Origin of the sequence: Nocardia sp. NPDC052316 (assembly GCF_044547795.1) — a bacterium.
GTDB lineage: Bacteria > Actinomycetota > Actinomycetes > Mycobacteriales > Mycobacteriaceae > Nocardia.
In genome coordinates this window covers 652,869-678,742 of sequence record NZ_JBIUBB010000004.1, presented here as the reverse complement: position 1 = coordinate 678,742, position 25,874 = coordinate 652,869, and the positions used below count along the sequence as shown (strand labels likewise).

Below are 25,874 nucleotides of genomic sequence, written 5' to 3'. Positions count from 1 at the left end.
AATGGCCGTGCCGACTAGTCGGCGGAAAATGTACCCATCCAGGTGCCCAGCAGATCCGAATGTCGGACGTCGAAAGTGACATCTCTTCTGACCTGACGAAAGGCGATCTACCTATGGGCACAGGCAAGCACAGAGCCCCCAACCCGCAGCGGCAAAAGGTGGGCTCGATGGTCGCGGCAGGTGCGGTACCGCTGGTCCTCGCACTGGTCGGCACCGGCACCGCCAATGCCGAGCCTGCACAACCCAATGTGACGGCACAGCCGGATCAGCCCGCGCAGTGGCCTGCGGCCGAACCGCCGAACGCCATGCCGTACGAGGGCCTGAACATCCCGGACAACACCAAGAGCTCGCTGCAGTGGTCGCGGCCGCTGCCGGACAAGAAGTACCTGGCGCCGGTCGGCGTGCTGCACGCACCGGTGCCGGTGGCGCCGGTGCCGCCGATCGCGCCGCCGCCGGGCAAGTTCCGCTTCGGCGACGTCCAGGTCGACGCGCCGGACTGGATCGATCAGGAACAGGCCATCCAGATCAACGACAACGCGGCCATCACCGAGGCCAACCTGGCCACCTTCCTCGACTCGATCGGCATGGAACGCAGCAGGTCGGACCGGATCGCCGGGCAGACCGTCGGCACGGCCGCCATGGGTGCGCTGGCCGGTGCGGCGTCGGGTGCTCCGGTCGCAGCGGCCTCCGCGCTCGTCGGCGGCGCGTTGGGGCTCGTCGTCGGGCTGCCGTTCGTGCCGGTCGGTGTGGTGGCGGGCCCGATGCTCGGCGCGACCTTCGGCGCGGCGGTGATCACCGTCCCCGCGGCGGCGATCGGCGCGGCGGCCGGTGCGGCCGTCGGCGCGGTCAACGCGTTCAACGCCCCCTCGCGGGTCGTCGGCGACTGACCACTTCGTGCCGCGGTTAGCGAACAAGGGTGGGAGCCCGACGACACTGTCGAGTTCCCACCCTTTCTCTTTGTCCCGTTGTGGGCGGAGTACGCGCCGCGGTGACCCTCGCCACCCGGACGCGTTTCTGATTCGGCGCGTCGCTTTCGGCGAGTCTTCCTACTGACAAGATCAGCGCAACACAACAGCAACCAGCGAGGGAGAGACCGATGAACGACGGCGGCTGGGTGGTTGCGTTCTTCGCCATTGCCCCATTCTTCGCTGCGCTCGGCTTGATGATCGCGCGCTATGTGCGAATCCGTCGATACGGTCGGCACGGCGGTGAGTACAACGATCCGTTCCCGATGGCAGGAGGCGGCGGTGTCGCACCGGGCACGGTGTTCCAACAGGACTTCGGCGGCACCGGGACATCGCAGCCGTCAGCGGCAACGGGTGAACCCGAGCAGCCCACCGCTGCCCCACGCAGATCAACGGGCAGCGGCGAGGAGTGAGCTGGTTCGGGTGAGCAAAGTGCCGCCCGCTGCCAGTGGCAGGCGGGTCTCGGTCAGGCCCGCGGTTTCCACCGGTCGATCGTCCGGGTAGCGCAGTTCGCTCTCCAACGCGCGCGGCGCGGCGAGTTGGTCGTCCGCCGCTGTGCCCGCGCCCAGCTCCAAACGGTGTCGCAGCAGCGGGGTATCACCGAGATCGGCGATCAGGTCGCCGCGCCAACTGCCGGTGTCTTCGCCGGAACGTCCGATCTGCACCCGTTCCCGCAGGCGCAGCCGGGCGTCCGGTGCCAGCAGGACCGAGCTGATCGTGTGGTGCCGCGCGCCGCCCGCCACGATCGTCGGCTCCGGATCGAAGTCGAGGTCTCCCCCACTGTCGACCTGGAAGTGCCAGTGCGCCACCGAGAACGGAGTAGCCGCGCTCGGCAGCGCGATGGTGGCGGCGACCGAGCGCACGACGAGCCGCGCGCCGGGACCGACCACGATCGTGATGTCGAGCTCGTCGCCGCCGAGCGGGGTGGCCGCCGTGCCGATCAGGTGCACGGTGTGCGGGCCGGTGCGGCGGGCCGACAGCCCGCCGCTCGCGTGGATCTCCGGCAGCGCCGCGGTGCTCGCGACTATCCGTACGTCAGTGCGCAACAGCGGATTCGACGCCGTCTTGCGCGGCGATGACGCGCAGCTGCTCGCGTACCCAACCGAGTACCGGGGTGGCGGCCGGGTCGTCGGTGAGCGAGATCAGCGCGGTCGGGCGGCCCTCGCGCACCTTCGCCGCGTCGCGCTCCATCACGCCGAGATCCGCGCCGACCAGCGGGGCGAGGTCGGTCTTGTTGACCACCAGCAGATCCGAGAACGTCACGCCGGGACCGCCTTTGCGCGGCACCTTGTCGCCGCCGGCCACGTCGATCACGAAGATCTGCACGTCGATCAGGCCGGAGGAGAAGGTGGCGGTGAGGTTGTCGCCGCCGGACTCGACCAGGATCAGATCCAGCGGCGGGTTCGCCGCGATCAGGTCGTCGATCGCGTCCAGGTTGGCGGTGATGTCGTCGCGGATGGCCGTGTGCGGGCAGCCGCCGGTCTGCACCGCGGTGATCCGCTCGTCCGGCAGCACGGCGTGCCGCCGCAGGAAGTCGGCGTCCTCGGTGGTGTAGATGTCGTTGGTCAGCACGGCGAGCGAAAGTTCTTCGCGCAGCTGCCTGCACAGCGCGGCCACCAGTGCGGTCTTGCCGGAGCCGACCGGGCCGCCGATGCCGATGCGCAGCGCCTCACCGGGGGTGCGCTGGCGTTTCGGGCGATCGTGGGTGTGGTCGTGCGGTTCACCGTCGATCAGGTGTGGTGGCATGGGTGATCTCCTTCTTCCGGGGATTCAGCTGGCGAACAGGGGCATGTCGCGGTGCAGATGGCGTTGGGCGAGCACGTCCTGTAGCGGGTCGGACAGGCAGGCGAGGCCCTCGGCGGCTTCGGCTGCGGTGCGGTCGCACAGGTCGGCGAGGCGGACGGTGCAGCCTGCGATGGCGGCGGGGTCGAGTGCGAGCAGCCGTTGAGCGGCGGTGGCTGCCCCGGTCAGGGTCGTATAAACGACCACGCCCGCGGTCTCCTGCGGGGTCACCGCGCAGGCGGCACCGACCAGGCCGAAGACGGTCGACAGGTGGGGGCGCGGGCCGAGCGCGGACCAATCGTCCTGCGGCCACAGTTGTTTGGCCAGGCGCAACAGGCCGCGGCCCTGCGCGCGCGAGGCCGTACGCGCGGCAGGCGACGGCGTACGCGCGTCCGCTTCGGCCTCCGCCCGCCGCGGTTCCAGCGCGCCCGCGCGCACCGCCGCCGCCAGCGATGCCGCGACCAAGCCCGAGGTGCTGATCCGGCGGCGCAGGAACAGCTCGACCGTCGCGACATCACGCACCAGCCCGGACGCTACCGCCTCCTCGACACCACCGGAGTGCACATGTCCGCCGATCGGCAGTCGCGAATCCGCCAGCGCGAACAGCGTCGCCAGACTCGTCGGACCGATTTCACCCACCGGGGGATCCTATGCCCGGCGTGTCGCTGGGCGTGTCTCGGGCTGGCCGGTCTGGTTCCGAACCACCAGAGGTATTGGGGGCTGATCGAATCTTCCGATGGTCGGCCTGGTCCTTTATTCTGCAAGGTCAGGCCGCGACGATATTCATCGCGCGTACCGGTATCGAAATGGGGAATCGTCGATGACGATAAAAGTCGATCTGGAAAAACTGGGGGCGGCGTCGAAAACGCTGCACAAATTGAGCGGTGAGGCGGCCGATTTGGATGCGATTCAGGCGATCCCCATCCAAGTCCTCCTACCGTTCGGCGGGAATTCGACGCTGGAATCGGTCGTCGCGGCGAGCATGATGGCACTCGACGTACAAACCAGTTTGGTGCCCGCGGTGTCGCGTCGGCTCAGCGAGATCGGGGACCTCATGCACGCCGTCACGGTCCAGTTCCAGAAGGCCGAGGAGGCCAGCACGGTGACCTTGGCTGCCACCTTCACCAAGTCCTCCGGCGATTGGCAGCAGCCGAAATGACACCGACCAGACGCCAACTGGAAAACTATGATGCCCAGCCCATCTGGGATATCGCTCAGGCGTTCAAGCGCATCGGCCCGCAGATCGAGAACCTTTTCGAACGCTACGTCGGCAGCGTCACCGCGCCCGACTGGCAAGGTGTGGCGGCCGAGGCGGCGCTAGACCGGGCCGGTAAAGATCGGAAGACGGCGTACGCGATGGCCGATACCCTGACGGCCTCGGCGGATCGGCTCGAGCAGGGCTACTGGGATGTCAGCACCCCGTTGAAGACCGCGCGCCAGCACATCACCTCCGCTGAGGCCGCGGGCTTTGCGGTGGGGTCGACGCTCGGTGTCTCCTTGCCCCAAGGCAGCGATCCGACGCCTGCGTTGGAGTCGACCCGAGCCGAATGGGAACGCCAGATCGTCGGTGCCGCCAATAGCGTGGAGACCGAAGACAAGCGGCTGCAACAGGATCTGACGAAACTCAGCGCGGCGATGAAGACCGAGTTCGACGCGATCGGCGGCAGCCAGACCACACTCGATGAAAAACGCTTCTCCGACGCGGAACGTTTCATCTTCGACGAGATGAAGCGTAACATCAATTCCGACACCGTCAAAATGATCCAAGGGCTGCTGCGCAAGCCGAAGTGGTACGAGTTCGGCCGCAACTACGGCAACGACATCATGACGGCCCTGACGATGTGGGGCGTGAAGGTCGCGCCGGGGCAAGCGTGGGACCACAAACCGCAACTACAGCAAAAATTCAACTTGAAGACGTCGAACGACTTCTATTTCAAGCAGCCCGGTACCGACCGGAAGGTCTATTACGATATCTACTCGAACATCCACTACGGATACGTCGGCCGCGCCGCGGGGATCGACTCCGAGACACTGATCAAAGGTGCCTCGCTCGGCGAGTCCGTCCTGGTCGGCAAGAACGATGAGGCAGACCAGATCACCATGCGAGCCGGGATCGACCTCTACAACAAGTACGGACCCAACATGACGCCGGAGCAATTCCATCAAGGTGTGACCGAGGCGATCGACAAGATGGAAGCCGCCGAGAACGAGGGCAGGGATCTCACCCAGTTCAGGCACGAGAACTGATGCGCAACCCCGGCCCCGCCGTCTGCGTAATCGCCAGCGCGGGTGCCGCTCTCGCCACGGTGCTCCTGCTCGGCCGCGTGTGGAGCGCGTGCGACGTCGGCGGTCCCGGCAACGCGATGGTCCTGCTGCTCCTCTACTTACCCGCCACCTTCGTCGTCACTCTCGCGGTAACGGGGGTTGCGTACGCGGTCACGCAAAGGGTGACTCATCGGACCGCACTCGCCTGCCTCACCACCGTCGTCGCCGCAGTACTGGTCGTGTGGGCCACACTGTGGTTGTTCCACGGCGGCGACTACCCGGCACCGATCTGCGAGGACAACATTCCGCCATGGTGGCCCGACTGGATCCCGCTGTAATCGCCTGCGCAGGCCTGGTTCATTTGGTGGGAGGCTCATGGCCAGATCTGGCTCGAACTTCCCGGCAGGCGGGACCGGTCGCGTTCGCGCGGCGATTAGGTCCGGCTCGAGCTTCCGGGCAGGAGTGACAGGCCGCGTTCGAAGAAACGTTGAACCTGGTTGCGGGTGAGGTTGGTCCAGGCTTGGACCGGGGCCGACCACCATGGCGCGATCTCGCGGGGGCGGGCGGTGACGGCGTGGCAGACCAGATCCGAGGCCTCGTCGACGGTGAGGCCGGGGACGCGGCTGAAGTCGGTGGGGGCGCTCATTCTGGTGTGCACCAGCGGCATGTAGATGGAGGTGGTGGTGACGCCGTCGCCGGAGACCTCCGCGGCGACGCTGCGCAGCCACACGTCGAACGCCGACTTGGACGCGCCGTAGGCCGCCCACTGCGGGGCGGGCGGCATGAGCACACCCCAGGTGGAGATGTTGACGATGTGGCCCTGCTTGCGTTCGCGCATGTCCGGCAGCAGGGTGAGCAGCAGGCGCACCGGGCCGAGATAGTTGATGTCGATGGTGCGGGTGAAATCGTGGAAGCGGTCGTAGGAGTCGCTGATGGAGCGGCGAATCGACTTGCCCGCGTTGTTGATCACCACATCGATGTGGCCGTGCTCGTCCAAGAACCGACGGGCCAACCGCTCCACCGCGTCCATGTCGGTGAGATCCGCAGGATAGACGTGCGCGGTGCCGCCGTCGGCCTCGATCTCGGCGGCGACCTGACGCAGATCGTCGGCGGAACGCGCGACCAGCAGCAGTACCGCACCCGCCGCGCCGAGCTTGCGCGCACTCGCCTTACCGATGCCGTGTGACGCGCCGGTGACCAGCACGATCTTTCCGTCGACGGCCTCGCGCAGCGTCTTCGCGCGCGGGCGAGAGGTCGGATACAGCAGTCGCGTCGCCACCCGCTCGGCGATCGGCCGCCCATTGCTCTGCGCCGGAGTCTCGTTCACGCTTCCGACTGTATTAGCAGCACGCCAATTTGGGTGCCGATCGATGCGCCGCGCTCACCGGCCCACCCGCCTCGGGAGAGGCGGAGCGGACGTCGAGCGTTCCGGTCAGTGCGCCGCTCCCGCGTTGGAACGGACACGGGCGGGCGAGGCGAATCGCGCGATCATCGCCATCGCGACGAGCAGCGTGGCACCCACCGCGGTCGCGATATGCATTCCGGAGACGAAGGATTCGCGGGCGGACTCGATCAGTGCGGCGTTGTCGCCCGACTCGTGGATGGTCTCGCCGAGGGTGGCCGCGTAGTCGCCGCCGGAGCGGAAGATCAGTGCGGCGAGCGATCCCAGCAGAGCGAGGCCGAGCGCGTTGCCGAGCTCGAAGCTGGTCTCCGAGATGCCGACGGCCGAGCCGGCCCGCTCCGCGGGAACCGAGGACACCGCCACATCCGACACCAGGGTGAAGGCGAGGCCGTAACCGATGCCCGCGATGGTGGATCCGGCCAGATACCACCAGAGCCCGCCGTGCACGCCGACGCCGAGCAGCATGAGATTGCCGACGGCCGAGGCGATCAGCGCGAAAACGAAAGTGTTGCGGGTGCCGAAGCGATGGCCGACTCGGGCGCCGCTCATCGAGAAGATGAAGACGGCGACCGCCATCGGAATGCCGAGCAGCGCCGCGGCGAGCGGGTCGCGTCCCGTGACCGACTGGAGGTAGATGCTGGTCAGGTAGCTCATGGCAGCCAGCGACATCATGCCGACGAGACTGGACCCGATGGCCACCGAGAACCCGGCCCTGGCGAACAACCGCAGATCGAGCAGCGGTTCGTCGAGCGTGCGCTGCCTGCGCACGAACACGGTCAAAATCAACACGCCGAGCAGCGAGATGATGATCGACTCCGCATCGATCCCGTTGGCCGCCGCGTGCTTGACCCCGTACACCAGCGGCAGGATGCCGCCGATGGACAGCGCGACGCTCGGCAGGTCGAGTGGGCCGAGCACCCCCGCGCGATGCTCGGGCAGCACGAACGGACCGAAGGCGAGCAGGATCAGCAGCACCGGGATGTTGATGAGAAAGACCGAGCCCCACCAGAACTGGTGCAGCAGCACGCCGCCGATGATCGGGCCGACGGCCGAGCCGCCCGCGAAGAACGCGGTCCACACGCCGATGGCGGCGGCCCGTTCGCGCGCGTCCGGGAACAGGGTGGAGATCAGCGCGAGGCTGGACGGCAGCAGGGTCGCGCCGCCGACACCCATCAGCGCCCGCGCGACGATGAGCACCGCGGCGCTCGGTGCGAAGGCGGCCACGACCGAGGCGATGCCGAAGATGGTGGCGCCGACGAGCAGGATGTTGCGCCGCCCGATCCGGTCGCCGAGGTTGCCCATGGTGATCAGCAGGCCCGCGATCAGGAAGCCGTAGATGTCCAGAATCCACAGCTGCTGGGCGGCCGAGGGGTCGAGGTCGACGGTGAGCGTCGGCATCGCCAGGAACAGCACCGAGATGTCCATCGACACCAGCAGCACCGGCAGCAGCAACACCGCGAGCCCGAACCACGCGCGGCGCGAGCCGACAGTGGGCGCCGCCTTGGCGGACCGCACCGCCTCAACGTCTGTCATCCTAGGTATTCCTCTCCATCTCGCGTACGCCGTACGCACAACTGGAGTACAGTGTACGCAAGCTCCCCCGGAAGTGAAAGTGAGTCATGGGATGACTGAGCTCAAGCTCAACCGAGCCGCCATCATCGACACCGCGATAACGCTTGCCGACGAAGAGGGCCTCGACGCGTTGTCCATGCGTCGGATCGCCGACAGGATGGGCGTCGGCGCCATGTCCCTGTACCGGCACGTCGCGAACAAGGACGAACTGCTCGAGGCGATGACCGACGAGGTCGCGCGGCGCAATCCCTATCCGTCGGCCGAGGGCCAGCAGTGGACCTGGCGCGACCGGGTCCGCATTGCCGCCGAGATCGATTGGGCGCTCTACCAGCAACATCCGTGGGTGCTCCTCACCTTCGCGACGCCGCGCTACAGCTTCGGCCCGCAAAGCCTGGCCTGCCTGGCGTGGATGGTCGAGGGATTTTCCGAGCTGAATGTGTCGACGCGGGAAGCCACCACCATGGCGTTCAGCGTGTGGAATCACATCTCCGGCGCGACCCTGCCGCACATCAGCGCCGCGCTGATGGCGCGCAAGGGGATGAACCCGGAGGGCGACAATGGCTTGCGCACGATGCTGAAAGGAAAATCACAGTATCCGGTGCCTGCCGCGCTCGCCGACCTGGAGGGCAGCGGGATCAACGACCTCTCGCAGGAGGACCTGCTCTACGCCGGCCTCGCCGCGCTCTGCGACGGGTTCGAGGCCAAGGCGCGCAGGCGGGCCGACTTGACCTGAACCTGAGTTCAGGTTGCACGGTGGTCGGTGACCATCACGAACAGGAGCCACCGTGCACGCGATCCGTCTTCACGCCTTCGGCCCGGCCGACAATCTGCGCTATGAGACTCTGCCCGATCCGACCCCGGGGCCGGGTCAGGTGCGCATCACCGTGGCCGCGGCCGGGGTTCATCTCATCGACACGGCGTTGCGCAAAGGGTTGGCCGGGCCCTACCCCCTTCCCGAGTTGCCGACGGTGCCCGGGCGTGAGGTCGCCGGGACGATCGATGCGGTCGGCGCCGAGGTCGACGCGGGCTGGCTCGGCAAGCAGGCGGTCGCGCACCTGGGGATGGCACCCGGCGGGTATGCGTCGTCAGCGGTGACGGAAGCGGCTCGGCTGCATGAGATTCCGGCGAACCTCGACCCTGCCGAGGCGGTCGCGATGATCGGCACCGGTCGCACGACCATGGGCATTCTGCAGTTCACCGAGCTCGGGCCGGCAAGCGTGGCCATCGTGACGGCGGCGGCCGGTGGGATCGGCACGCTGCTGGTGCAGTACGCGAAGAATGCCGGGGCGACCGTGATCGGTCTTGCCGGTGGGCCCGCGAAAGTTGAACTGGTGCAACGCAATGGAGCGGACCTGGCGGTCGACTACCTGGTCGCCGACTGGCCCGATCAGGTTCGTGACTTCCTCGGTGACCGCACCGCGACTGTGCTGTTCGACTCGGTGGGCGGCGGGACAGCCCGCGCAGGCATCGATCTGCTCGGCAAAGGTGGGCAGCACCTGGTCTTCGGTGCCTCCGGCCAGGATCCGAAAGACGCTGGGACACCACTGATCTCCGCGGACGAGCTCGCAGCGCGCGGCATCACGTCCGAGTTCGTTGTCGGCCCGCCGATGCTCCAGCGTGCGGGCGGCGACATTCGCACGTTGGAGGTCAGTGCGATGGCCGAGGCGGCCGCCGGGCGGCTGAAGCCTGCGGTACACCGATTTCCGCTCGCCGATGCCGCCGCGGCACATCACGCTTTGGAGAACCGCGCGACGACCGGCAAGGTCGTGCTGATTCCGTAAACTGGTTGGTCGTCTCGGCGCGGGCGGGGGCGCTGCGGATCGCCGGGCTCCCGCTCGAAGGACGACATCACCGCGGCGAGGACGATGCGTGGAACATCGCCGCCCTCGTACTCGACATCGCTGGGCGCGGGTCCTGGCGGGTGTCGACGGACTGAATTCGCTTGGGGCGCACGGTGATCGATCGCGGACGACAGTGCAATCGGCTTCGCCCGCGATCACCCGGATGCGCTCAGTCCGTCGGCTCGCCGTTCACCACCGCGTAGGCGAAGCCGTCCCAGCCCTTGCTGCCGACGGTCTGCACGACCGTCGCATCCAGTGCCGGTTCGGCGGCGAGCAGCTCGACGGTGGCGCGACTGGCACGGATGGCCTGGTCGTCGGAGGTGGCGTCGACGAGGCCGCCGTGGCGGACCACGTTGTCGACGATGATCACCGAGCCGGGGCGGGTCAGGCGCAGGGCCCACTGGACGTAGTTGGGGTTGTTGACCTTGTCGGCGTCGATGAACACCAGATCGAACGGGTCCGCGTTCTCCTCGGCCAGCACCGGCAGGCTGTCCAGGGCCGCGCCGACACGGATGTCGACGCGCTCGCCCACTCCGGCGTCGTCGAGGTTCTTGCGCGCGACCTCGGCATGCTTCGGCTCGAACTCGAGTGTGACCACCTGCCCCTTCTCGCCGACCGCGCGAGCAAGCCAGATCGTGCTGTACCCGCCGAGCGTGCCGATCTCCAGCACCCGCCGCGCCCGCGCCGTCCGCGCGAGCAGATACAGGAACTTCCCTTGCGGCGCAGACACGTCGATCGCGGGCAACTCCGCCGCGGCATTCGCCGTCAGCGCCGCCGCTGTCTCGGCGTCCTGCACCAACGTGTCCACTATGTAGCCATCGACATCTGCCCATTCGGTTGTCGTCATACCTCGCAGTCTGCCACCGCACCCGCTCCGCCGCCCACCACAGCAAGCCCCACTTGCCCCACCCGCGGGCTCACGTGGTTTGGGTCAGTGGTCGTCGGCGGGGAGGGGCCAGTGGTCGATACGGGTGAGGACTGCGGCATCGGTCAGTACGCTGCGAGCCTTGCTGAGATAGTGCTCGAGATGTAGGGAATTCGCGTGTAGGCGTTGGGATTCGGCCAGCCAGCCGCTGGCTTGGCGTCGAACTTCGGTGACGGTCAGGTGATCGGCGGGCAGGAGGGTGCCGCCGTGGTCGGGGGCGACGAGCATGGCGGAGCCGAGGTGTTTGAGGCAGCGGGCGGTGCCGTGGTCGTCGGCCAGGGTGCGGTAGGCGGTGAGTGCCTGTTGCCAGCAGCGCAGGGCGCGACGATGTTCCCCGCGCGACCACCACACGATGCCCATGGTTTCGCGGATATGTGCGCGACCGTCGGGGTCGCGGCCGCCGCGGGTGAGCGATTCGGCCAGTTCCAGGCGGTCCTGAGCGGCGTCGAGTCTGCCTTGGCGGATGTGCACGACGGCCAGGTTGATCAGTGCGCAGACCTCGCCCGCTACGTCTTCTCGCGGGAGGAGCCACCAGGCGGACTCCAAATGGGCAACTACAGCGTCCAGGTCGCTGGAGGAGTCAGTCAGCGCAGGCGGATCGGCGGGCGCGGGCGGATCGGTCGGCGCAGGCGGATCAGTAGGCGCGGGCGGATCAGTAGGCGCGGGCGGATCGGTCGGCGCGGGCGGATCAGTAGGCGCGGGCGGATCGGTCGGCGCAGGCGGATCAGTAGGCGCGGGCGGATCAGTAGGCGCAGGCGGATCAGTAGGCGCAGGCGGATCAGTAGGCGCGGGCGGATCGGTCGGATCCGGTGACGGAGACGGAGACGGAGGCGGAGGCGATTCGGCCAGCTTGCGCAGTGCCTCTTGATGTTCCCATCGGGCGGCCAGACTGGTGGACACGTTGCGTGGCCGGTAGCGTCTCGGTCGTTCGGTCAGCCGTCCTGCCCGCATCAACGCTAGATCTCGGTGCAGCACAAGATTTTCCATCCCATGCACCTCACCCAGCTCACCGGCCAGCACGACGTCGCGCTCCGTCTCACCGATTCGGGCGTACCACGCGTCCAGCGCATCTCCGATCCGCACCAGTTCCGGCACCAGGGTGCTCGGTATGTCTGCATCAAGAAGCGCGCAGGCCCGTACGAGCTCGCACAGCTCCGGCTCTTCAGCTCCGAACCAGCGACGTGCCCCGGCGGCGAAGCGCACCGAATCCAGAGCCAGCGCCCACCGGGTGGCTCGATCGGCGTAATAGTGCACGAGTGCGGTCAACCCCGCAGCCCACTGCGGACTCGCGATCACGCGCTCTTGCCCGGGCCTTTCAGGTACTTGGAGTAGCCGATAACACTGCGCGGCAACAATTTCCACGCGACGGTCCTCGATCAGGTCCCGGAGCAGCACAGCGGCCGTTCGTGGTGGCTCGGCCTGCGCCAACGGCAGCCGAGCCGGTGCGTCGAGCACGGCGGTCAATACGGCAAGCAACGCGGCCGTCTCGAACTCGTTCCCGGGCAGCTCACGCAAAACCGCGACCACGTCATCGCTCCAGTCCGCCATGGTGTCCGGTTCCGGGCCTGGGTCTCGACGCGACGACCCGGCCACCTCCGTGGACACCGGAGGCCCCGGCTCGACCAGATCGGCGATCATGTCGAGTTCGTGTGCCATGCGGACTTTTTCGCGGTACCGCTGCATGAACCGGTACCCCACATAGACCGCTGCCGCGGCAACGACGAGCACCGACAGCCAGCGCAAGGTCCCGGCCACCACCTCGACCGCAGGACTCTCCCCGAGCGAGTTCACCACCACATTGCGGGCCAGCTCGAACAGCAGTGCATAGGCAACCACGGACGCGGTCCCCAGGAATCCTTGCCAGATAGAGGATCTCGGCGCGCTCGGCTCGACCGACGACGCATTCTCCTGCCCGCCGGGATGACTCATCGCAATACTCCCCCGGTCAACCCAGGCACCAGCCAGCGCCGCCAGGTCGCCAACAGCAACGCGACGGGCAGGATCGCCGACATCAACGCGCCGGCCGCCAATTGTGCCGAGTTCTCATTGAATTGACGTGCCTCGCCCCACAGCAGCAGTGACCACGGCGTCGCTCCCGCTCCGCTGATCAGCAGTCCGATCACGAAGTCGTTCCAGACCTGGATGAATTCGAGCACCGCCACCGCGCCGAGCGCCGGACCGGCGGTGGTCAGCACGCGCCGGGCGATCGTGCCGGGGCCCGCCAGACCGTGCAGGGCGTCGGCGGCGGGCGTGCCTGGCGCGGCCAGCAGCGCGCCGCGCAGGACCAGGATGGCGATCGGCAGACCGGCCGCCGCGTGCAACAGGATCAACGGGATTCGGGTGCCGGAGAGGCCGTAGGTGTCGATGAAGGTGTTGACCGGTCCGAGGTAGCTCTGCACCGGCAGCACCGAGAGCACCACCAGCGACACCACCGCGATGTTCGCCGCAGGACGGTTGGGGCGAAGGGCGGCAAGCCGATACGCCACCGGCACCCCGGCGGCGACCACGACGACGGTAGCCAGGCCGGCCACCCACGCGGTCGTCTCCAGTGACCGCAGCAAGGCCGGGTCGCGCCACATGCGGGTGACCGCGCCGAACCCCCAGCCGTCGCGATCCCGCAGCGCCGCCACGATCAACGCGACGATCGGGAGCAACGCCACGGCCGAGACCGTCAGCATCACCAGCACCCGCAGCGGCTTCGGCGGATGCCGCGCCACCTCCACCGCGTGCCGCCGCGGCACCGACCAGCTCGTCTTCTGGGTACGCACATCGGGCTGCAACAGCCAGGCCACGAATCCGACCAGCACGGCGAGCGGTAACCCATAGGCCGCCGCGACGCCCGGTTCGATCTCGGAGTCGACGGCCAACCGCCACCAGTGCACGGTCGCGCTGTCGACTTGGTACTGCAGCGAACCCGGCACTCCGATCAGCACCACATCGAACACCCTGGCCGCGGCCACCCCCACGGCCAACCCGACGATCAGCACCACCGGACGCAGTTGCGCGTCCAGCCGCCGCGCCTTGGTCCCGTCCGCGCCGAGATGCAGGTAGTGGGCGCGGGCCGGATCGGACTCGATGGCGCGAATACCGGCACGGAACAGCCCCGTGACAAACCCGAACCAGGTCCACAGGAACGCCGAGCCCAGCATCGCCGCGAACCAGAACCGGTACACCCCAACGCTTTCGATACCGAGCCGATCCCCCAGGTACTGGAAGATCAGCCGAAAGGCGACGCCGGACACCACCGCGGAGATCCCCACCGGCACGATCAGCGGCCACCACAGCCACCGCGAATCCCGTCCCCACCAAGCGATCCCCAATGCCACCACCAGCAGCACAACTCCGAACAGCACCCACACCAGCGTGCGCGCATACGCCCAGCTGCCGTCGCGCCCCAGCGCGGTCCCCAGCACCACCAACCCCGCGACGACCAGTCCGAGCAGCACCGGCCACAGCCCCCACCGGATCCACGCGTTCCGGTCCCCCCGCTGTCTGGCCAGCTGGGCCACCCCGACCGCGCCGAACGCAACCAGCGCGCATGAAGCGACCACCAGTGGCCGGGCCCGCACCGCACTCACCACCGTCCACACCACCGGCACCACGACCAGCGACACCGTCAGCACGGTCGCGGGCAGGCCGGCCACCCAGCCGAGCCACCGCCGCGGATGACTCCCCGCGACCAGTGGCCCGCGCATCCGCCGGGTAGCAAGCTCCAGCAGCAGCCCGTGCGAAGCGAAGTCAGCGCGTTCGTTCGCCGCCTCAGGCGGATCGGTCATCGCCACCCCCAACGCCGGGTCGCCCCGCCATCACCGCCGCCGATCCACCGCATCGAGCGCGGCGATCGCACGATCGGTCGCGTCGTCGAGCTGCTCGGTCTTCCCGTCGCCGACAGCGATAAGGAAGTCGGTCAATATGCGCCACAACCCGTTCCGCCCCCCGACCGCACCGATCCGATCGGACAGATCGAAGGCGCTGCGCGTACTCAACGTTCGCGCCGACGGTTCGAGAAAGCTCGAATACCGCGCGTCGGTGCGCAGATTCGGCGCGATGAACCCGTGATACTCCTCGATCCACGGCAGCGGCGCGGACGGTTCGGCAAGCGCCGCAACGACTTCCATGGCGCGTTCGGTCGCCGACTCGGTCACCACCATCACATCACCGCCGACGATGCGCGGCAGATGCTGGCCCGAGGTGACCGCCGGAAACGCGGCAACGCCGACCTCGTCCTCCAAACGGCGACCCGATCGGCGCACTGCGGCGCGCACGATGGGTTCGGCGAAGTCCGGCTCCACGACCATCACCGCGCGCCGGTGCTCGAACACCTCGCGCACGGCGTCCGGGAACTGGCGGGTCAACGCGGCGGCGATACCCCCGGGAAACGCGTGCCGATGCCCCCACAGCGCGCCGAGATGACCGAATGCGGCACGTACCGCAGGACTTTCCCACGGGCGACCGTCACCGTTGGCCGCCACCTCGTCGTAGATCCGCGGCGACTCGGCGAGCAGCGCGTTCTCGAACAAATCGGTGAGCACCCAGCCGTCCGCCGCGCCGAGCGCGAGCAACCGAACCGGCGACTCGGCGAGCACTTCCATCCGGTCCAGCCAGTCCATAATGGTCCAGCCGGCCGGGTCACCGAGGCGGTACTTGTCCACCAGCCGCCGGTTGTACCAGACCATCGACTTGTCCGCCGCCTTGAACGGCACGCCATACAGTTTCCCGTTGTATTGCACCAACTGCCGCCACACGTCCGGGTAGCGCGACCCGAGCTCGTCGGACCACAGCGTTTGCGCCAGCGGCCGCAGTTTGCGCTGTTCGGCCAGCGCCCGCACCCGCCCGGCCTGCGGCAACATCACGATGTCCGGTGCCGAGCGGCCACCCGCGGTGAACGCCGTCTCGATGTCGTCGCCGAGCGGAACGACATCCACTCGGCGGTCGTAGCCGAGGCGGGCGAGCACCGCACGGAACGCCGCCAGCTCGGACCCGCTCCAGGACACCCCGATACGGACCGCACCGGGGTTGCCGAGCAGCAGGTCAGGAGCGCAGGCGGCGGCGAGTGGCGCCACGAGCGCCACCTGGAGTAGTTCCCGCCTGGTTCGCATGACCCCCCGGCCGCTTACGTCGCGATACTGCCTATTTGGAGAAGTTCTCCGGCGGCTGCCACGGCCTGCCGTGCGGGTCTTCGGACCGGTGGGTCGGCGGTTGCTGCTGCGGCGGCTGCTGTTGTTGCGGATCTTGCTGCGGCGGCTGCTGGCGCGGAGCTTGCTGCGGCAGCTGTTGCTGCGGCGGCTGCTGCCCGATCTCCTCCTGCGGCGGCGGGTACTCCTTCTCCGACGAGGAGATCACCGACTGATGCGGCGACGCCTGGCGCGGCGCGACCGGTGGGGAGGTCATCAGGTCTTCCACGGGCTTGCGTGCGGTCTCTTCGGCCGCGCGAACCGCTCGCTCGATGGCCGGGTCGGGTGCGGTGTCGAACCATTCCGCGACGTCGTCGGAGTCGTCCTCCACCTTGGTCGGCTCGCCGTCGGAGGCGGGCGGCTCATAGCGGAAGATGCCGTCCTCACCCTTGCTGCCGAAGCTGGTGGCGAAGCCCTCGAGGGCCTTGCCGAAATCGCTCGGCACCAGCCACACCTTGTTGGCGTCGCCGCGCGCGACCATCGGCAGCGTCTGCATGTATTGGTAGGCAAGCAGTTCCGGGGTCGGCTTGCCGTTCTTGATTGCGGCGAACACCTTTTCGATGGCCTTGGCCTGGCCCTGTGCCTGCAGGTAGGAGGCGGCCCGCTCACCCTGCGCGCGCAGGATGCGGCTCTGCCGTTCACCCTCGGCCTCCAGGATCGCCGACTGCTTGGCGCCCTCGGCGGAGAGCACCTGCGCCTGCTTGGCACCCTCGGCCATCTTGATCTGCGATTCGCGGGTGCCCTCGGCGGTGAGGATCATCGCGCGCTTCTCGCGATCGGCCTTCATCTGCTTCTCCATCGACTCCTGGATCGAAGCGGGCGGGTCGATGCTCTTCAGCTCGACCCGGGCCACCCGCAGACCCCAGCGTCCGGTCGCCTCGTCCAGCACGCCGCGCAGCTGGCCGTTGATCTGATCGCGGGAGGTGAGCGTCTGTTCCAGGGTCATGCCGCCGACCACATTGCGCAGCGTGGTGACGGTGAGCTGCTCGACCGCGGCGATGTAGTTGCTGATCTCGTAGACCGCGGCCTGCGGGCTGGTGACCTGGAAGTACACCACGGTGTCGATGAGCAGGGTCAGGTTGTCCTCGGTGATCACCGGCTGCGGCGGGAACGACACCACCCGCTCGCGCAGATCCACCTTGGCGCGGATGCGATCGGCGAACGGAACCAGGAACGTCAACTGCCCCGACACCGTGCGCGAATACCGGCCGAGCCGCTCGATCACCGCCGCTTCCGCCTGCGGTACCAGCGCGATCGACTTGAAGACCACCACCACGACCAAGAGCACGAGTACAGCGGCAACGATCAGTACAGCCATTACGGCCCCTTCCAGACGATGGCGGTCGCGCCTTCGATCCTCATGACATACACCTTCGTACCTGGTTCGTACACCTCGGACTCGTCCATCGGTCGGGCAGTCCACACCTCACCGCCCAGTTTCACCTGGCCGGAGTGCGCGGCGATCTCTTCCAGCACCACCGCCGACTTCCCTTGCAGCGCATCCACGTTCGTCGGTGTCGGCGGCGGGGTGCCGAAGCGGCGGCGCAGGATCGGCCGCACCCCGAGGAACAGCACCAGCGTGAGCACAGCGAACACGACGGCATCCACCACCAGCGAGGTGCCCGCGATCGCGCTGACACCCGCGGTGCCCAGCGCGGCGGTACCGAGCATGATCAGCGTCAGGTCCCCGGTGAGCATCTCCGCCGCCGCGAGCAGGATGCCCGCGACCAGCCAAATTATTGCGGCCACGCCACCACTGTAGTGCGCAGGTGATGATCACGGGCGGCACTGACACGACTGCAGATCTCGGGTGAATCACGAATCGCGCACCCGTGTCGCGCGAATGTATCGGCCGCGTCGGTGTACTGAAATCGCCAGCGGCGGTGCTAGCTTCGAGCGGGTGAGCGGGCATGACAGCTATGGCGGCGACATCTTCTCCGGACACTCCCGAGCGAAGAAGCGGGTGGTCCCGCGGGTGACGGCGGAGCGCGACCTGGTAGTCGAGGACGCGGCCAGCGGATTCTGCGGCGCCGTGGTGGGTTTCGATCGCAGCTACGACGGTGAGTTCGTGAAGCTGGAGGACGCGCGCGGCGCGGTGCGACTGTTCGCGCTGCGCGAAGCCGCATTCCTCATCGACGGCGAGCCGGTGACGCTGATCAAGCCGACCGCCGCCGCGCCGAAGCAGCCGACGCGCTCAGCTTCCGGCTCCACCCGGGTCGAGGGCCTGCGTGCCCGCGTCGCCAGGACCAGCCGGATCTGGGTGGAGGGCGTGCACGACGCCGCGCTGGTCGAGCGGGTGTGGGGACACGATCTTCGGGTCGAGGGCGTGGTCGTCGAGCATCTGGAGGGGCTGGACAACCTCGCCGAGCGGCTCGCCGAGTTCGAGCCGGGGCCAGGCCGCCGCGTCGGGGTGCTGGTCGACCATCTGGTCACCGGATCCAAGGAGACTCAGCTCACCACCGGGCTCGGCCCGAACGTGCTGGTCACCGGTCATCCGTTCATCGACGTCTGGCAGGCGGTGCGCCCGGCGACCGTCGGGATCGCCGCCTGGCCGCAGGTGCCGCGCGGCGAAGACTGGAAAACCGGCATTTGTGATCGATTGGGCTGGGGCACCCCGCAGGAGGGCTGGCGGCGGGTCTACGGCGCGGTCGAATCGTTCCGCGACCTGGAGGCGCCGCTCATCGGGGCGGTGGAGCGCCTGATCGACTTCGTCACCGAACCGGAATAGCAGGTCCGCGCGCGTGCCTCGCGTCGCTGCTCTCGAATGCCGCTCGCGGGAATGCCCGCGAATAACCGTCACCCTTTATGCTCGATAATTATGTGCTCTCCTAGTGCGACGCTGACGGTCTGGGCCGGCTCATGGCTGGCCGGCTGCAGCGCGCCCGACGACGTCCTGGAGGCCCTGCACGCGTGGGCGCCCCAGCACACCATCGCCGCGGGCGATCCGGTCACCGGTGGTCGCACCGACCTGCCGTGGTCGTCCAGGGGTAACCTGCCCGGGACCGGAATGATGGCGCTGCTCAAGGTGATTCGGGAGAACATGGCCCAGCCCGGTGCCCAGCTGCGGCTGGTACTTCCGGTGCCGGGCGACGTGCGTGGCCTGCCCACCGGCACCGCCTTCGCCGCCGACGCGATCGAGGCGGAGGAGGGACTGCTGATCGGGGCGCCCGGCACCGAGGGCACCGGCCTCATCCCGCAGTGGATCGACGAGGACACGCTGCAGTGGTCGGTCTACAGCACGCCGATCCCACCCGCACCCGGCCAGGACATGTCGCTCGGCGAGGCCGAATACGCGATGCGCGAGGCGGTTCGCGACGCCGCCGACGCCCTGCTGCAGCTGCACACCACCTCGGTCGGCGCGGCCGACTCGGATCCGCGCGAACTCATCGAGGCCGAGCTGGCCGACTACTCCCGGCACGACTACCCGGACTCGATTCCGTTGCGCGCCAGGAAGATTCTCGATACCGCCGATCACGTCGCCGCGATACTCACTGTGGCGCAACGGGAACCGGCCTCCGCACCGACCTCGGCCAGCGCGATCGGCGCACAGGAGTCGCTACTACGCCCGCTGTGGGACGCGATCCGCGCGGCGCGACTGGTGGCCATCCACGCGGCGGCGCGCAGCACACCATGAGCCGCACCGCTCCACAGGCGGTATGAGATGCACCTCCCCCGGCGCGGTGCCGCGGCCCTCGTCGCCGCGTTGCTCACCCTCGGGTTGCCTGCGGCACCGGCGTCGGCGATCGTCGGCGGCGCGCCGACCGAGGCGAGCGACTATCCGTGGCTCGCGGCCGTCGGCAGCCCGCTGTTCCTGACGCGCCCTTCCGGACAGTTCTGCGGCGGTGCGCTCATCGCACCCGATCAACTCGTCACCGCCGCGCATTGTGTCGCGCTTGCCCGGCAGGTCCCCCAAGCCCTCACCGTCACCTTCGGACGCACCGAGCTTCGGGAGTCCACAGGAGTCACGGTGCGCGTCAAAGACGTTCGCATACACCCGGACTTCCACGACTCCGATTTCGATGGTGAGACCGTGCATCACAACGATCTCGCCATCCTCACCCTGGACCGGCCCCAACCCGGCCCAGTATTGGAAGTCGCCGTCCCCCAATCGGACTCGGGCACCATCCTCGGATGGGGCGCCACGTCCGAAGCCGACGACTCCAACACCCACCTGCGCACCGCGACCGTTCCGCTCGTGCCGGACGCCGAATGCGCCGCGGCATACGGCGCCGCGTTCGATCCGCGCGACATGTTGTGCGCCGGCTCGACCGCGGCCGATACGGGTCAATACGACAGTGGCGGGCCACTTCTCGTGGACGGCCGCCTGGTCGGGCTCACCTCGTGGGGCAAGGGTGCCGCGCGTCCCGGTTTTCCCGGGGTGTACACCAAGCTGTCCGCCGTACTGTTCTGATCGCCGGAAGCCGCTGCACGACTACGCTTTCGCCTTGCCCCACGCGGCTCAGTGCTGATACGGCTGCTGCGGCGGGTACTGCTGCTGCACCGGATACGGCTGCTGCGGCGTGTACGGCTGCTGCTGCGGATACTGCTGCCCCGGGTAGGGCTGCTGCTGCGGATACTGCTGTTGCTGCCCGGGATAGGGCTGCTGCCCCTGGTACTGCTGTTGCGGCGAATACTGCTGCTGTCCCGGATATTGCTGCTGGCCGCCGTACGGCTGCTGCGGCGGATACGGCTGCCCGCCGTTGCCCTGCTGCGGCAGCTGACCCTGCCCGTTCTGATTGTTCTTCTTACGGGCCGACAGCCAGATGATGAGACCGATGCCGACTACCACCAGCCCGAGGCACACCAGCCCCACTACCCACGAGCCGCCCCCCTTGCCGCGGCTACCGCGGCGCCTGGCCTCACTGGTTTCCAGGGCGGCCGTCCAGACGTTCTGGTCGGACCAGACCTGCGGATCCAGCAATCCGGTGTTGGTCAACATTTCGGTATAGATCATCGAATTCATTCCTTGCACCCCGCTTCGGCTTCTCCGAAGGCGAATGCATGCTATCGCAACCCGATTGGGGTTACCTTTCGGCCACAACTCGGCGCTGCGGCGCACAGCAACCGACCGCGCATGGCGTGCCGTTCAGGGTGCAGCCGAAGCCGGCGACCTCGCCGAGGTGCCGGGCAGCGGTGTCGTTGAGCTGCTCGTCGATCAGTTCGACGACCAGCGCGGCGAAGCGCGGATCGGTGCCCGGGGTGGCCGCGCGGGCGAAGGCCATGCCGAGTTCGGCGGCTTTCTCTTTCGCCTCGTTGTCCAGATCCCAGATCACCTCGAGATGATCCGAGACGAAGCCGACCGGGCAGACGATGACCGACTCGACCTTCTTGGCCGCGAGATCGTCCAGGTGATCGACGATGTCGGGCTCGAGCCAGGGTACCTGCGGCGGCCCGGACCGGGATTGCCAGACCACGTCGTAATCCGTGAAACCGGTTGCGGCGGCGGCCAAGCGGGCGGCCTCGGCGACCTGACGGCTGTACAGGTGACCACCGTCGGCGGGCGGGCCCGCGGCGGTATCGGCGGAGAGCGGAATCGAGTGCGCGGTGAAGACCAACCGCGCACCATCGCGGCGATCGGCCGGAAGTTCTCGATGCGCAGCGCGAATGGCGTCGGCGAACGCCTCGATCAGCAACGGGTGATCGAAGTACTGGCGCAGCTTGACCAGATCCGGGGCGCCGTCACCGAAAGCGGTTCGCGCCCTGGCGATGTCCTCGTGATACTGCAGGCACCCCGAGTAGCCGCCCCACGCCGAGGTGGGAAAAACCAGGGCGGAGCGGACCCCGTCGGCGGCCATCCGCGCGACGGTGTCCTCCACCATCGGAGCCCAATTGCGATTGCCGAAATACACCGGGAGATCGATACCGGCCGTGGCCAACGCGGCCTCGACCGCCGCGATGATGTCCCGGTTGAGCGCGTTGATCGGCGAGACGCCGCCGAAGTGCAGGTAGTGCTGAGCGACCTCTTCGAGACGTTCGCGCGGCACACCCCGGCCCCGAGTGACGTTCTCCAGGAACGGCATCACGTCCTCGGGGCGTTCCGGGCCACCGAAGGACAGCAGCAGCAGTGCGTCGACAGCCCGGACCACAATGCCTCCTCGGCGGCTCAGTTGATCGACATACCTTCGGGGAACCAGGTGTTGTGGCTGGCTCCACCGTCGACGTAGATGATCGACGCGGTCGTACCGGGCAGCCAGTCCGACAGCAGCGCGACGATCGACTTCGCGACCACCGTCGGGTCGTCGACGTCCCAGCCGATCGGCGACGCGCCGTCCCAGTACTCGTTGAGCTGGTTGAGCTTGGCGGCATCGTCGGTGGCGGTGCCCGCGATGGCCTTGGCGGCCAGCGTCTTGATCGGGCCCGCGGCGATCAGGTTCGAGCGAATCTTCTTGGCGGCGCCCACTTCGCGCGCCACGTACCGGTTGACCGACTCGAGCGCGGCCTTGGCCACACCCATCCAGTTGTAGTACGGCATCGCCGTGCGCGGATCGAAGTCCATGCCGACGATCGAGCCGCGCTCGTTCATCACCGGCAGCACCGCGCGGGCCAGCGACGCGTAGCTCCAGGCCGAGATCTCGAACGCCTTGGCCGCGTCCGGGCCGGGGCCGTCGAGGAACGGACGCGCCTCCGGGCCCATCAGGGTGCGCGGCGCGAACGCGATCGAGTGCAGCACGCCGTCGATGCCCTCGGGTGCCAGCTCACGCACCTTGTCCGCCAGCTCGCCGAGGTTCTCCTCGTTGGTGACGTCGAGCGGGATGGCCGGGGGGACCTCGTGCGGCAGCCGCTTGGCGATCCGGTCGATCAGCCGCAGCCGCTCCGGAATGCCGGTGATGATCACCTTCGCGCCCTGCTCCTGCGCGACGGCGGCCGCGTGGAACGCGATCGACGAGTCGGTGATGATGCCGGTGACCAGAATGGTCTTGCCTTCGAGCAGTCCGCCCATGTGTTTTCGGTTCTCCTGGAGTCGTGTGTGGATTACTGCGGCCACCGGAATAGTCGGGGCCGTACTGGGTTCCGTTAACTCAGTGGCCCATGCCCATGCCGCCGTCGACCGGGATGATCGCGCCGGACACGTAGCGGGAGTCCTCGGAGGCCAGGAAGCTGACCACGGCCGCAACGTCTTCCGGCTGGCCGAGGCGCTGCAGCGGGATGAACTTCTTGGCGGTGTCGCGCAGATCCTGCGGCAGGTCGGCGGTCATGTCGGTCTCGATGAAGCCGGGGGCGACAACGTTCGCGGTGATCGAGCGCGAGCCGAGCTCACGGGTGATCGAGCGGGCCAGACCGATGACGCCTGCCTTGGACGAGGCGTAGTTGATCTGGCCGGGGCCGCCGCCGAGGCCGACCACCGAGCCGAGGAAGATCATCCGGCCCCAGCGCGCCCGCAGCATCGCCCGGTTGGCCCGCTTGGCGCAGCGGAACGCACCGGTCAGGTTCGCGTCGATGACCTTGGTGAACTGCTCCTCGGTCATCCGCATCAGCAGCGTGTCGTCGGTGATGCCCGCGTTCGCGACGAGCACCTCGACCGGACCCTGCTTCTCCTCGATCTCGGTGAACGCGGCATCGACCGAAGCGCTATCGGTCACATCGCATTTCACGCCGAGCAACCCGTCCGGCACCCCCGATCCGCGATGCGTGACAGCCACCTTGTGACCGTCGGCGACCAAGCGTTGCGCGACTGCGAGACCGATGCCACGGTTACCGCCCGTCACCAGGACGGACCGCGGTGTGATGTTGGACATGGGCAACAACCTACCTGGTCGGATCAGACGGTTTCGACCCGCCCGGCCACCGTCCGGGCCGCGCAGACGAGCGATGCCGACACCGGCAACGGTGCCGGCATCGCCGGGTATCGCTGAACACACCCGGCCGCCGCCGGAGCAACAGGTGGCAGGCGGCCGGGCACCACGACAACACCGCCGCGATGGATCCCGTGCGGAAGCAGCGTCACCCGGAAGCGGCGTGCGTCAAGGGAACTGGATGCTGGGCCGCTACGGCAAACGCTGGCGGTACAGCAGTCCGATGATCACACCCGCGGACGTGATCAACAGCCCGAGCAGCAACCACGGCCTGCTGGCATCGCCCCTGGTGAGCTCGAAGCCGATCTGCTGCTCGAGGGTGTCGTACACCTTGCTCAGCTCCTGCAGGGTGGACGCGGAGTAGAACTCGCCGCCGGACAGCCGCGCGATCTCTCGCATCGCCTCGTCGTCGACCTCCACCTTCACCTTGTCGGTGCCGCCGCCTTCGCGCGGAATCTCGACGACACCCCACTTGGTGCCGTAGGAGATCGTCGAGATCGGGACGTTCTTGTTCTTGGCCAGCCGGGCGGCGACGAACTCATGCCGTGGATTGTCCATGTCCTCGTACGCGGGGACGGTCTGCTTACCATCCGACATCAGCACGATCCGCGCGGGCGGCGGTTCGGCGGCGCCGCCGAGCACCGAGGCGAGGGTGTCGATCGCGTTGAGGGCGGTGATGATGCCCTCACCGGTGGCCGTGCGCTCGGCGAGCTTCACGTTGTCGATCGCGGCCTTGACGGACTCGTGGTTGGTCGTCGGCGTCACCATCACCGAGGCGGTGCCCGCAAAGGTGATGAACCCGATGTTGAGCCCCTCCGGCAAGCCGTCGACGAACTCCTTGCCCGCCTTCTTCGCGACCTCGATCCGGCTCGGCGGCACATCGGTCGCCTCCATCGACAGCGACACGTCCATCACCAACATGACGGTCGCCCGGTTGCGCGCCACCTTCTTCACCGCGGTCGGCCCCGCCGCCGCGATCGTCAAGAACACCAGTCCGATCACCATGAGCGCGATCGGCACATGACGGAACAGGCTCGGCCGCGTCGGCGCGACCTTCTCGAGCAGCTCCATGTTGCTGAACTGCAGCATGTGCTTGTGCTTGCTGCGCTGAACCAGCACATAGCCCAGCGCGATCAACGCGATAACGGCCAGGAAGCCGAGCCACAGCGATGCGGTGAAATGCGAAATACTCACTGGCGTGGCACCCGCCCGGTCGGGGCGCCGAAGCTGTGGCGCCGGGTGGACACGAACCGGACCACGTCGGCGATCCAGTCCCGGTCGGTCTGCAGGGTGAGCACGGGTGCGCCGCAACTACGCAAAGCCTGTTCGACCTGATCCCGGTGCCGCTGCGCGGCGGCCGCGAAATCGGCGCGCAGCGTGGGCGTCACGCTGAATTCGCGGGTGCGCCCGGTCTCCGGGTCGTGTAGGACGACGTCGCCGACGTCGGGCAGCGACAGATCGCGCGGGTCGAGCACCTCCACCGCGAGCAGGTCGTGGCGCGCCGAGATGGCGCGCAGCGAACGCTGCCAGTCGATGTCACCGAGGAAATCGCTGATGATGACCGCCAGTCCGCGCTTGCGCTGCGGGCGGCGCAGCGACTCGATGCCGCCACGCAGATCGCCGCGCACACCGTCGCGGGCGTGCGGGGTGGTCGCGATGCTGCGCAGCAGTGACTGGACGTGCACCCGGCCGCTGCGCGCGGGCACCCGCACCAGCTCCTCGCCGGTCGCGACGACGGCGCCGATCCGATTGCCACCGCCGCTGGTGAGGTGGGTGATGGCGGCCGCGGCGGCGATCGCCAGGTCGCGCTTCTGGCAGTACGCGGTGCCGAAGTCGAGGCTCGCCGACAGGTCGACGACCATCCAGGTCTCCAGCTCCCGGTCGGCGATGGTCTGACGCACGTGCGGGTGGGTGGTGCGGGCGGTGACCGACCAATCCATCTGCCGCACATCGTCACCCGGCTGATAGGTGCGCGCCTCGCCCGGCTCGGAACCGGGGCCGGGGATCAGGCCGAGGTGGTCGCCGTGCAGCACGCCGTCGAGCCTGCGGCGCACCGTGAGCTCGAGCGTCTTCAGCGCCGCGGCCAGCCGCGGATCGGTCAGCTCGCCCGCGTGGAACGACGGCGGAGCGTGCGGAGACCTTGGCACTGCACGAG

The 25,874-nt window shown here is 68.2% G+C and carries 27 protein-coding genes; 10 read left to right on the top strand and 17 right to left on the bottom strand.

The window, feature by feature from the left end; all coding sequences use genetic code 11:
* The first annotated feature begins 167 nt into the window (after positions 1 to 167).
* Positions 168 to 887, top strand: coding sequence for a hypothetical protein (locus ACIHA7_RS21565; protein ID WP_397292298.1), 720 nt, complete (start codon positions 168 to 170; stop codon positions 885 to 887).
* A gap of 209 nt (positions 888 to 1,096) precedes the next feature.
* A complete protein-coding gene (locus ACIHA7_RS21560) occupies positions 1,097 to 1,378 on the top strand; it encodes a hypothetical protein (RefSeq protein ID WP_397292294.1) in 282 nt (93 codons plus the stop codon).
* On the opposite strand, the gene ACIHA7_RS21555 is transcribed toward ACIHA7_RS21560, so the two are convergent.
* Genes ACIHA7_RS21555 through ACIHA7_RS21545 form a run of 3 tightly spaced genes read right to left on the bottom strand, consistent with a single transcriptional unit; the run spans position 1,355 to position 3,386 of the window.
* Entirely contained in the window at positions 1,355 to 2,011 is a 657-nt protein-coding gene (locus tag ACIHA7_RS21555) for an urease accessory protein UreD (protein ID WP_397292290.1), read from the bottom strand. The two genes, ACIHA7_RS21560 and ACIHA7_RS21555, sit on opposite strands and share 24 nt — an antisense overlap.
* Positions 2,001 to 2,711: an urease accessory protein UreG gene (ureG, locus tag ACIHA7_RS21550; protein WP_397292286.1), complete on the bottom strand. Its 711-nt coding sequence runs from the start codon at positions 2,709 to 2,711 to the stop codon at positions 2,001 to 2,003. Before ureG ends, ACIHA7_RS21555 begins: the two co-directional genes overlap by 11 nt.
* A 24-nt stretch (positions 2,712 to 2,735) precedes the next feature.
* Positions 2,736 to 3,386, bottom strand: coding sequence for an urease accessory protein UreF (locus ACIHA7_RS21545; RefSeq protein WP_397292282.1), 651 nt, complete (start codon positions 3,384 to 3,386; stop codon positions 2,736 to 2,738).
* A 97-nt stretch (positions 3,387 to 3,483) separates the two neighbouring features.
* Between ACIHA7_RS21545 and ACIHA7_RS21540 the strand changes: the two genes are divergently transcribed.
* Genes ACIHA7_RS21540 through ACIHA7_RS21530 form a run of 3 tightly spaced genes read left to right on the top strand, consistent with a single transcriptional unit; the run spans position 3,484 to position 5,350 of the window.
* Entirely contained in the window at positions 3,484 to 3,906 is a 423-nt protein-coding gene (locus ACIHA7_RS21540; protein ID WP_397292277.1) for a hypothetical protein, read from the top strand.
* Positions 3,903 to 4,994 (top strand): polymorphic toxin type 44 domain-containing protein, encoded by a 1,092-nt coding sequence (locus ACIHA7_RS21535; protein WP_397292273.1) that lies wholly within the window; start codon positions 3,903 to 3,905, stop codon positions 4,992 to 4,994. Before ACIHA7_RS21540 ends, ACIHA7_RS21535 begins: the two co-directional genes overlap by 4 nt.
* Entirely contained in the window at positions 4,994 to 5,350 is a 357-nt protein-coding gene (locus ACIHA7_RS21530) for a hypothetical protein (protein WP_397292269.1), read from the top strand. The genes ACIHA7_RS21535 and ACIHA7_RS21530 overlap by 1 nt, the downstream gene beginning before the upstream one ends.
* 95 nt (positions 5,351 to 5,445) lie before the next feature.
* On the opposite strand, the gene ACIHA7_RS21525 is transcribed toward ACIHA7_RS21530, so the two are convergent.
* Complete coding sequence (locus ACIHA7_RS21525; protein WP_397292266.1) at positions 5,446 to 6,339, bottom strand: SDR family NAD(P)-dependent oxidoreductase; 894 nt, start codon at positions 6,337 to 6,339, stop codon at positions 5,446 to 5,448.
* Positions 6,340 to 6,444: 105 nt separating this feature from the next.
* Complete coding sequence (locus ACIHA7_RS21520) at positions 6,445 to 7,947, bottom strand: MFS transporter (RefSeq protein WP_397292261.1); 1,503 nt, start codon at positions 7,945 to 7,947, stop codon at positions 6,445 to 6,447.
* 91 nt (positions 7,948 to 8,038) lie between these two features.
* Between ACIHA7_RS21520 and ACIHA7_RS21515 the strand changes: the two genes are divergently transcribed.
* Positions 8,039 to 8,719, top strand: a complete 681-nt coding sequence (locus ACIHA7_RS21515) for a TetR/AcrR family transcriptional regulator (RefSeq protein WP_397292258.1) — start codon at positions 8,039 to 8,041, stop codon at positions 8,717 to 8,719.
* Between the two features lie 52 nt (positions 8,720 to 8,771).
* Entirely contained in the window at positions 8,772 to 9,767 is a 996-nt protein-coding gene (locus ACIHA7_RS21510) for a zinc-binding dehydrogenase (protein WP_397292255.1), read from the top strand.
* A 229-nt stretch (positions 9,768 to 9,996) separates the two neighbouring features.
* On the opposite strand, the gene ACIHA7_RS21505 is transcribed toward ACIHA7_RS21510, so the two are convergent.
* From ACIHA7_RS21505 to ACIHA7_RS21480, 6 genes are all read right to left on the bottom strand, one after another.
* Entirely contained in the window at positions 9,997 to 10,674 is a 678-nt protein-coding gene (locus ACIHA7_RS21505; protein ID WP_397292253.1) for an O-methyltransferase, read from the bottom strand.
* A gap of 84 nt (positions 10,675 to 10,758) precedes the next feature.
* Positions 10,759 to 12,588 (bottom strand): tetratricopeptide repeat protein, encoded by a 1,830-nt coding sequence (locus ACIHA7_RS21500; protein ID WP_397292251.1) that lies wholly within the window; start codon positions 12,586 to 12,588, stop codon positions 10,759 to 10,761.
* 89 nt (positions 12,589 to 12,677) lie between these two features.
* Positions 12,678 to 14,528, bottom strand: coding sequence for a hypothetical protein (locus ACIHA7_RS21495; RefSeq protein ID WP_397292249.1), 1,851 nt, complete (start codon positions 14,526 to 14,528; stop codon positions 12,678 to 12,680).
* 30 nt (positions 14,529 to 14,558) lie between these two features.
* Complete coding sequence (locus ACIHA7_RS21490; protein WP_397292247.1) at positions 14,559 to 15,851, bottom strand: ABC transporter substrate-binding protein; 1,293 nt, start codon at positions 15,849 to 15,851, stop codon at positions 14,559 to 14,561.
* A gap of 31 nt (positions 15,852 to 15,882) precedes the next feature.
* A complete protein-coding gene (locus ACIHA7_RS21485; RefSeq protein ID WP_397292245.1) occupies positions 15,883 to 17,244 on the bottom strand; it encodes an SPFH domain-containing protein in 1,362 nt (453 codons plus the stop codon).
* On the bottom strand, positions 17,244 to 17,675 hold the full coding sequence (locus tag ACIHA7_RS21480; RefSeq protein WP_397292241.1) for an NfeD family protein: 432 nt from the start codon (positions 17,673 to 17,675) through the stop codon (positions 17,244 to 17,246). The genes ACIHA7_RS21485 and ACIHA7_RS21480 overlap by 1 nt, the downstream gene beginning before the upstream one ends.
* A 151-nt stretch (positions 17,676 to 17,826) precedes the next feature.
* Between ACIHA7_RS21480 and ACIHA7_RS21475 the strand changes: the two genes are divergently transcribed.
* The 3 genes from ACIHA7_RS21475 to ACIHA7_RS21465 all read left to right on the top strand — a co-directional run bounded on the left by ACIHA7_RS21475 (position 17,827) and on the right by ACIHA7_RS21465 (position 20,337).
* The gene (locus tag ACIHA7_RS21475; protein ID WP_397292237.1) at positions 17,827 to 18,654 is read left to right on the top strand and encodes a DUF3097 domain-containing protein; all 828 of its coding nucleotides are present in this window, start codon (positions 17,827 to 17,829) and stop codon (positions 18,652 to 18,654) included.
* A 90-nt stretch (positions 18,655 to 18,744) separates the two neighbouring features.
* The gene (locus ACIHA7_RS21470; protein WP_397292233.1) at positions 18,745 to 19,560 is read left to right on the top strand and encodes a hypothetical protein; all 816 of its coding nucleotides are present in this window, start codon (positions 18,745 to 18,747) and stop codon (positions 19,558 to 19,560) included.
* 27 nt (positions 19,561 to 19,587) lie between these two features.
* Positions 19,588 to 20,337 (top strand): S1 family peptidase, encoded by a 750-nt coding sequence (locus ACIHA7_RS21465; RefSeq protein ID WP_397292229.1) that lies wholly within the window; start codon positions 19,588 to 19,590, stop codon positions 20,335 to 20,337.
* Positions 20,338 to 20,385: 48 nt separating this feature from the next.
* Here ACIHA7_RS21465 and ACIHA7_RS21460 read toward each other — a convergent pair whose 3' ends face one another.
* The 6 genes from ACIHA7_RS21460 to ACIHA7_RS21435 all read right to left on the bottom strand — a co-directional run bounded on the left by ACIHA7_RS21460 (position 20,386) and on the right by ACIHA7_RS21435 (position 25,866).
* A complete protein-coding gene (locus ACIHA7_RS21460) occupies positions 20,386 to 20,880 on the bottom strand; it encodes a hypothetical protein (protein ID WP_397292226.1) in 495 nt (164 codons plus the stop codon).
* Between the two features lie 70 nt (positions 20,881 to 20,950).
* Positions 20,951 to 22,012: a ferrochelatase gene (locus tag ACIHA7_RS21455; protein WP_397292222.1), complete on the bottom strand. Its 1,062-nt coding sequence runs from the start codon at positions 22,010 to 22,012 to the stop codon at positions 20,951 to 20,953.
* Between the two features lie 17 nt (positions 22,013 to 22,029).
* Entirely contained in the window at positions 22,030 to 22,866 is an 837-nt protein-coding gene (gene inhA, locus ACIHA7_RS21450) for an NADH-dependent enoyl-ACP reductase InhA (RefSeq protein ID WP_397292219.1), read from the bottom strand.
* Positions 22,867 to 22,945: 79 nt separating this feature from the next.
* A complete protein-coding gene (gene fabG1 / locus ACIHA7_RS21445; protein WP_397292215.1) occupies positions 22,946 to 23,662 on the bottom strand; it encodes a 3-oxoacyl-ACP reductase FabG1 in 717 nt (238 codons plus the stop codon).
* Between the two features lie 249 nt (positions 23,663 to 23,911).
* Positions 23,912 to 24,913, bottom strand: coding sequence for a VWA domain-containing protein (locus ACIHA7_RS21440; RefSeq protein WP_147142384.1), 1,002 nt, complete (start codon positions 24,911 to 24,913; stop codon positions 23,912 to 23,914).
* Positions 24,910 to 25,866: a DUF58 domain-containing protein gene (locus ACIHA7_RS21435; RefSeq protein WP_397292209.1), complete on the bottom strand. Its 957-nt coding sequence runs from the start codon at positions 25,864 to 25,866 to the stop codon at positions 24,910 to 24,912. Before ACIHA7_RS21435 ends, ACIHA7_RS21440 begins: the two co-directional genes overlap by 4 nt.
* Between the last annotated feature and the right edge of the window lie 8 nt (positions 25,867 to 25,874).